Annotated in this window: 7 protein-coding genes and 1 other RNA gene; all 8 read left to right on the forward strand. The window is 48.0% G+C overall.

What is annotated here, in order from left to right; translation table 11 throughout:
* Positions 1 to 7: 7 nt before the first annotated feature.
* On the forward strand, positions 8 to 646 hold the full coding sequence (locus BBG47_RS18265) for a hypothetical protein (protein ID WP_065292890.1): 639 nt from the start codon (positions 8 to 10) through the stop codon (positions 644 to 646).
* A gap of 43 nt (positions 647 to 689) precedes the next feature.
* An RNA gene (ffs, locus tag BBG47_RS18270) (signal recognition particle sRNA large type) lies at positions 690 to 957 on the forward strand.
* A 223-nt stretch (positions 958 to 1,180) separates the two neighbouring features.
* The gene (locus tag BBG47_RS18275; RefSeq protein WP_090514527.1) at positions 1,181 to 2,287 is read left to right on the forward strand and encodes an ATP-binding protein; all 1,107 of its coding nucleotides are present in this window, start codon (positions 1,181 to 1,183) and stop codon (positions 2,285 to 2,287) included.
* A gap of 101 nt (positions 2,288 to 2,388) precedes the next feature.
* Positions 2,389 to 4,149, forward strand: a complete 1,761-nt coding sequence (dnaX, locus tag BBG47_RS18280) for a DNA polymerase III subunit gamma/tau (RefSeq protein ID WP_065292892.1) — start codon at positions 2,389 to 2,391, stop codon at positions 4,147 to 4,149.
* A gap of 36 nt (positions 4,150 to 4,185) precedes the next feature.
* Complete coding sequence (locus BBG47_RS18285) at positions 4,186 to 4,497, forward strand: YbaB/EbfC family nucleoid-associated protein (RefSeq protein ID WP_021253425.1); 312 nt, start codon at positions 4,186 to 4,188, stop codon at positions 4,495 to 4,497.
* 128 nt (positions 4,498 to 4,625) lie between these two features.
* Positions 4,626 to 5,225, forward strand: coding sequence for a recombination mediator RecR (recR, locus tag BBG47_RS18290; RefSeq protein WP_021253424.1), 600 nt, complete (start codon positions 4,626 to 4,628; stop codon positions 5,223 to 5,225).
* Between the two features lie 221 nt (positions 5,226 to 5,446).
* Entirely contained in the window at positions 5,447 to 5,719 is a 273-nt protein-coding gene (locus tag BBG47_RS18295; RefSeq protein WP_251489930.1) for a DUF2508 domain-containing protein, read from the forward strand.
* A gap of 8 nt (positions 5,720 to 5,727) precedes the next feature.
* The gene (locus BBG47_RS18300) at positions 5,728 to 5,985 is read left to right on the forward strand and encodes a pro-sigmaK processing inhibitor BofA family protein (RefSeq protein ID WP_065292897.1); all 258 of its coding nucleotides are present in this window, start codon (positions 5,728 to 5,730) and stop codon (positions 5,983 to 5,985) included.
* The last annotated feature ends 160 nt before the right edge of the window (positions 5,986 to 6,145 follow it).

The following is a 6,145-nucleotide window of genomic DNA, read 5'->3' on the forward strand; positions in this document are numbered from 1 at the left end:
GCGGAGCGTGAACGGCATGATCGAAAGGTTGTTTGAGCTTAGTTTGGGATTTATATGGCACATCATCAAGGGTGAGCTGCCCTTGTCCATTGTCGGAAGCACGCTTTTCTTGGGGGTTCTATTTGTTGCGGCAGGAGCGTGGAGTGAACGGCGCAAGCATGCGCGATCGGAACAATTTGGGCATCGTTTGCAAAGAGGAACGGGTACGTTGTTCAAAGACGCATTCATTGTGATGGTTGCTACTTTCTTCGTTGTTGGGGTTGAATACGGTATTTTTCGCTTGGCTGCAAGGGCCCTTCCTGCTTGGGGGTGGCCAGTTCTGCCGGATGGTAATGTTGTACTGGCATGGCTCAGTCTCGCTGTCACAAGTTTCGCATTAGTAGGGGTTATCATTTTGGAGCTCATCTGGGCGGCTAAGACTGTGTCCCTTGCTTCATTCTGGGTCATTTATGTACTGGTATATGCGGTGTTATCAGCTTGTGGACTGCAATGGCTGTATCCGGTATCAGGTGCTACGCCGTGGATTTATTTAGGATCTGGACTTATGAGTTCATTGCTTTGTGTGCTGTTGAAGTATTTGCAACAAATGGAAGAAGATGCGGATGGCAGTAAGGAAGAAGCAGATGCCATATCTGTTAACAAATGACGTCAGTTGCACTTTTGCAGCAAATCGTCTATACTAAGTTATGCCGTGCTAGACGGGGAGGTAGCGGTGCCCTGTAACTCGCAATCCGCTGTAGCGAGGTTGAATTCCTGTTAGAGGTTTTGTCGATGTGGGGTTTGGCGTTTACACTCGGTGTTGACGGCTGGGTCCTCCGCAATGGGTGCCTATGAACTTGGTCAGGTCCGGAAGGAAGCAGCCATAAGTAGGAGAGCTCATGTGCCGGAGGGAAGCCTGGCCTGAGTCGTAGTGTAGAAGTGCCGCTCGGATCGCAATTATCAATAACAGGTGCACGGTTCATATAGTGCATACGAGGACACCGGGATAACCGGTGTTTTTTTGTTTCAACTAATATGAATACATGTTCATATTATATATACAGCAGGAAAAATATTGCCTGATGGCGAAGTTTAGAGTGAACAGCAAGTGAGCGGATATCTCATTTTCGTTTCTGCAAAAAGAGGTGAGTGTATGATCGATTCAAGCATGCCGTTACACGGCGCTCTGTCGCAGAATTCTATGTCTGATTCCTGCAATGAAGGAGCAAATGTACAGGCGGCGGATACGGAACTAACGCTGCTGCAGCAATTTGCCGGTGCTTTTATTCAGGATGTGAATTTAGGGATCATGCTGCTGAATAATCAGTTCACATTGGTAGACATCAGTGATATGGCGTGCATAGTGATGGGATGGGAGAGAGAGAAGGCGCTCGGGAGACGGGTCAATGAGCTGTTTGGTGACATGCCTACAGAGCATCATCTCGTACAACGTTCTCTGCTTGAAGGTGTGAGTGTGCGGAATCATGCTGTCTCTTGGTGCAATGGTGTGGATCGATATGAGCTTCTTATGGATTCGAATGTCATGCGTGATGAACAGCAGCAGATCGTAGGTGCTTATGTGCTATTCAAGGATGTGTCAAATTTGCGCTCGTTGGAGGAGCAGGTACAGCGAAGCGACCGTCTGGCGATGATTGGACAGATTGCCGCAGGAACAGCTCATGAAATTCGTAATCCCTTGACCTCTATTAAGGGGTTTCTGCAAATGTTCAAGAAGACGCTGCGTGACAAGGGGATGGCGAAGGAAGTCCATTACACCGAGATCATGCTGACCGAAATCAACCGAATCAATGAGTTGGTTGGGGAGTTTCTACTCTTAAGCAAGCCGAAGCATGTCACGATTGAGCGTGTGAATGTATATCAGGTGATGAATGATATTTTGCCGATTATTCGGAGTGAAGCAGTGCTGCACGGCGTACATGTTCGATACGAGGCGGGAGAGACTGTGCCGAACGTGGTTGCCGATCGCGAGCTGCTGAAGCAAGTGTTCATCAACATCGCCAAAAATGGTATTGAGGCGATGGTGGAGGGTGGCACACTTACGGTAAGTGTGAAGCGGGATAGTGTGGAGCAGCGTGTGTTGATTGATATCCATGATACGGGGCCGGGAATTCCTGCGTTCCTCGTCGATAAGATATTCGATCCCTTCTTCACCACGAAGCAGAATGGGACAGGGCTTGGATTATCGGTATGCCAACGGATTATCCATGATTTGGGCGGCACGATACGCGTTTCATCCAAGGGGTTTGGCACGACATTCACGCTCGCTGTCCCTTATCAGGGTTCATAGCAGCAGTGACGGACGCCTCTCTTTTCCAAAGAGAGGGAATGGCTGTTTTTTTAGAGGTTATGATATAGTATAATAAGTAAAAACGTTTTCGAGGTTGCATCATGGCTCATATCGCATTGTATCGCGCATGGAGACCACAGTCATTTCAAGACATGGTCGGACAACAGCATATTATTCAAACGCTGCAAAATTCGCTGCGGGAGCAGCGTTTTTCGCATGCATATTTGTTCAGCGGTCCGAGAGGAACCGGGAAGACAAGTGCGGCGAAAATATTGGCGAAGGCTGTCAACTGCGAACAAGGGCCAGGCCCGGAGCCTTGCAACGCTTGTGAAGCGTGTCGGCGCATAACAGCTGGCGCGGTGATGGATGTAGTGGAAATCGATGCTGCATCGAATCGCGGCGTAGAGGAAATTCGCGATCTTCGCGAAAAGGTGAAGTATGCGCCAACGGAAGTTCGCTACAAAGTGTACATCATTGACGAAGTACACATGTTGACGACAGAAGCTTTTAACGCCTTGTTGAAGACGTTAGAAGAGCCGCCAGCGCATGTGATGTTCATCTTGGCGACAACGGAGCCGCATCGACTTCCGGCCACGATTATTTCGCGTTGCCAGCGATTTGACTTTCGTCGAGTTTCACTTGCTGAGCAAGTACAGCGCTTGGCTCAGGTGTGCGAAGACGAGAGCATCCAGGCAGATCATGACAGTTTGACTTATATTGCGAAGCTGTCTGATGGCGGGATGCGTGATGCGATCAGCTTGCTGGATCAAGCTGCCTCCTTTACTAATGGAGCCATTACCTATCAACAGGTATTGGACATTACAGGAGGTATGCCCGAAGAGAGGTTCGCAGAGCTTGCCCGAGCAGTACAGGCGGGTGATGTAGGTTCTGTCCTTTCGGTGGTTGAGCAGTTGATGCAGGAAGGCAAGAGTGCGGATAAGTGCATGGAAAGCCTGTTGTACTTTTTCCGAGATCTGCTTATGATGAAGATGGTGCCGAGCGGGGATGCGCTAACGGACCGGTTGACTCGCGTAGAGTCTTTCCGTGAAATGGCGGAGGGATTCACAGAGAGTCGTCTATTTCATATCATTGATACGCTGAATCGATACCAGACGGATATGAAGTATGCTGTGCAGCCGCAGACTTTATTCGAAGTCGCGCTGCTTCAATTGGCAGCTTCAGGGCAGCGTCCATTGAATCATTCTATGGACACTGGTGATTCCGTTAAGGGAGATGTTCGGCTGGATGGAATGGAACATTCATCCTCCCTGCAACATTTGCGTCAACAGATTACGTCCTTAGAGACGAAGGTTGAACAGCTGATGAAGTCAGGTGGAGGCCGTCAGGAACAGGTAGCGCATGAGCGTACGCCTGCTGCGATTCGCCCATCTGGACACGTATCCAAGTTCTCTAAGCAGCCACCGCAGTTCACACGGTACCTTGCGAATCATAACAGCACCGAATTCAATCGCATTCGGGGCACTTGGGGACAAGTGCTTCAGCGAGTGAAGGAAGCCGGTGTTACCATCCATGCTTGGCTGGTTAATGGTGAACCTGTATCATGTCTAGAGGATCGAATTCTTATCGGTTTCAAAAATTCGATTCATCGTGATACGACAGAGAAGCCGACTAACAAGCAGGTGATCGAGCAAGTGCTATCCGACACCTTCGGCAAGCCATACCAGATGGACACGATGATGCTCAAGGACTGGGAAGCCGCAGCGGCCCGGACCGAAGACAAGGAAGAGCAGGAGTTCCAACTGGAGCCAGAGGGCCAAGAAGGCCGCAATAATTCTCAAGAACCATGGATTGACGAGGCTATCCAGCTATTTGGAGAAGATCTCGTTGTCATAAAAGAGTAACTTTTATCAAATGGAGAAAAAAGGAGATTCACGGCGATGAACAATATGAACCAAATGATGAAGCAAGTTAAAAAAATGCAAGAGCAAATGTTGAAAGCTCAAGAAGAATTGGCTGAAAAGAAAGCAACTGGTACATCTGGCGGCGGAGCTGTTACTGTAGAGGTTAACGGCCACAAAAAACTACTTAGCATCTCCATCAAACCAGAAGTAGTGGATGCAGAAGATATCGAAATGCTTCAAGACCTTGTTATCACTGCAGTTAACGATGCGTTGACTAAAGCAGAAGACATGGCAAATGACGACATGTCCAAATTCACAGGCGGAATGAAAATTCCTGGCTTGTTCTAATGTAGAGAAACACGAATGTGAGGCATATACCGATTCTGGTATATGCCGTTTCTACCATTTAGGGGACATTTTTTGATGTGAGACGATGTTGAGTTCGTTGATTAAGCTATCGTAAAGGAGAGCCCGCATTGTATTATCCAGAACCGATCGCCAAGTTGATCGAGGCATTTACACATTTGCCCGGTATTGGGCCGAAGACAGCGGCTCGTCTTGCGTTCCATGTACTCCGCATGCAGGAAGATGACGTTATTGATTTTGCAAAGGCGCTCGTTAATGTGAAGCGGAACCTGCACTACTGCTCTGTGTGCTGCAATATTACAGATATTGATCCTTGCCGTATCTGCTCGGATAAGACACGTGACGCCTCAGTAATGTGTGTTGTTCAGGAAACGAAGGATTTGGTTGCGATGGAGCGTACGAAAGAGTTCATGGGTTATTACCATGTGCTACAGGGCGCGATATCACCAATGGAAGGCGTAGGCCCAGAGGATATACGTCTTGCTGAGCTGCTTAAGCGTTTGAGTGATGAGCGGGTCAAAGAATTGATTTTGGCTACGAATCCAAATATTGAAGGGGAAGCAACAGCGATGTATATTTCGCGGCTTGTGAAGCCGTTCGGCATTCGTGTAACGAGAATTGCTCATGGACTTCCTGTGGGTGGTGACCTGGAATACGCCGATGAGGTGACCTTGTCTAAGGCGTTAGAAGGCCGGAGGGATGTTCTGTAATGGTGGAGCTCCATCGTGAGCAGGCCTGAAATGTTGTTTCTTCATGATTTGATATAGAAGCTCTCGAATATCGAGGGCTTTTTTTGTTATCTATAAGAGGAATGATTGATATCCTGTTCATTAGAGTGCTGTCTCGCATGGTCGAAGCAGCTCATAAAGAGGTTCTAGTCTTGTCCCGACGTTCATATTCATGACTAAAGTGAATGTGGGGAGGGGAACTCATGTGGAAACGTATGAAGAACTGGTTCATGCGAAATAGGGACAAGCGTGAGTATGGGTTAATGTTGTCTGAGCAGCAGCTTCTTATGAGGGATATCCGTAATGCGGTTGCGGAGTGGAGAATGGCTTGTGTGCGATTTGAGCATGCACTAGGTACAGATGAGGTGGATTATGCGATTTCGACGCTTGAGGCAGCTGAGAAGCGGATTGCCATGCTGATGAAGAGAGCCAAGCGCGCAGGGATGCATGCATTGCGGTTAGGGGAGGTATTATAGTGACGAAAATGCTGTTGGTTGGTCTGCTCCTTGTGTCCATTGCTGGATTGTTCATTGTGCTATTTCGTCAGCGGCTGGCATGGCGTGGTATCATAACCTTTCTTCTTCATGGAGTTAGCGCATTTGCGCTGTTGTACATCGTGAATTCGACGGGGTGGATAGCGGGAATCCATGTACCTATCAACCCTGCCACATTAACAGGAGTGGGGCTTCTGGGTATCCCGGGACTCGCGCTTATTGTTTCCCTTAAAATGGTAGGTATTTAGTGGTTGACGCACCCCTTGCCTTTATGATAAATTAATCAATGTCGCTTCGGACATGAGTTAACAAACTTAAAACAAAAAACAATCTCGAAAAGAGATTGAAAAAAAGTTTTAAAAAAGTGTTGACAAGAAATGAACGAAATGATAAGATATAAAAGTCGCC

Source organism: Paenibacillus sp. KS1 (genome assembly GCF_001680695.1).
Taxonomy (GTDB): Bacteria; Bacillota; Bacilli; order Paenibacillales; family Paenibacillaceae; genus Paenibacillus_B; species Paenibacillus_B suaedae.

Coding starts and splice junctions, on each gene's coding strand:
- BBG47_RS18275 (WP_090514527.1), top strand. CDS start 1,181: ATGTCTGATTCCTGCAATGAAGGAGCAAATGTACAGGCGGCGGATACG.
- dnaX (WP_065292892.1), top strand. CDS start 2,389: ATGGCTCATATCGCATTGTATCGCGCATGGAGACCACAGTCATTTCAA.
- BBG47_RS18285 (WP_021253425.1), top strand. CDS start 4,186: ATGAACAATATGAACCAAATGATGAAGCAAGTTAAAAAAATGCAAGAG.
- BBG47_RS18295 (WP_251489930.1), top strand. CDS start 5,447: ATGTGGAAACGTATGAAGAACTGGTTCATGCGAAATAGGGACAAGCGT.
- BBG47_RS18300 (WP_065292897.1), top strand. CDS start 5,728: ATGCTGTTGGTTGGTCTGCTCCTTGTGTCCATTGCTGGATTGTTCATT.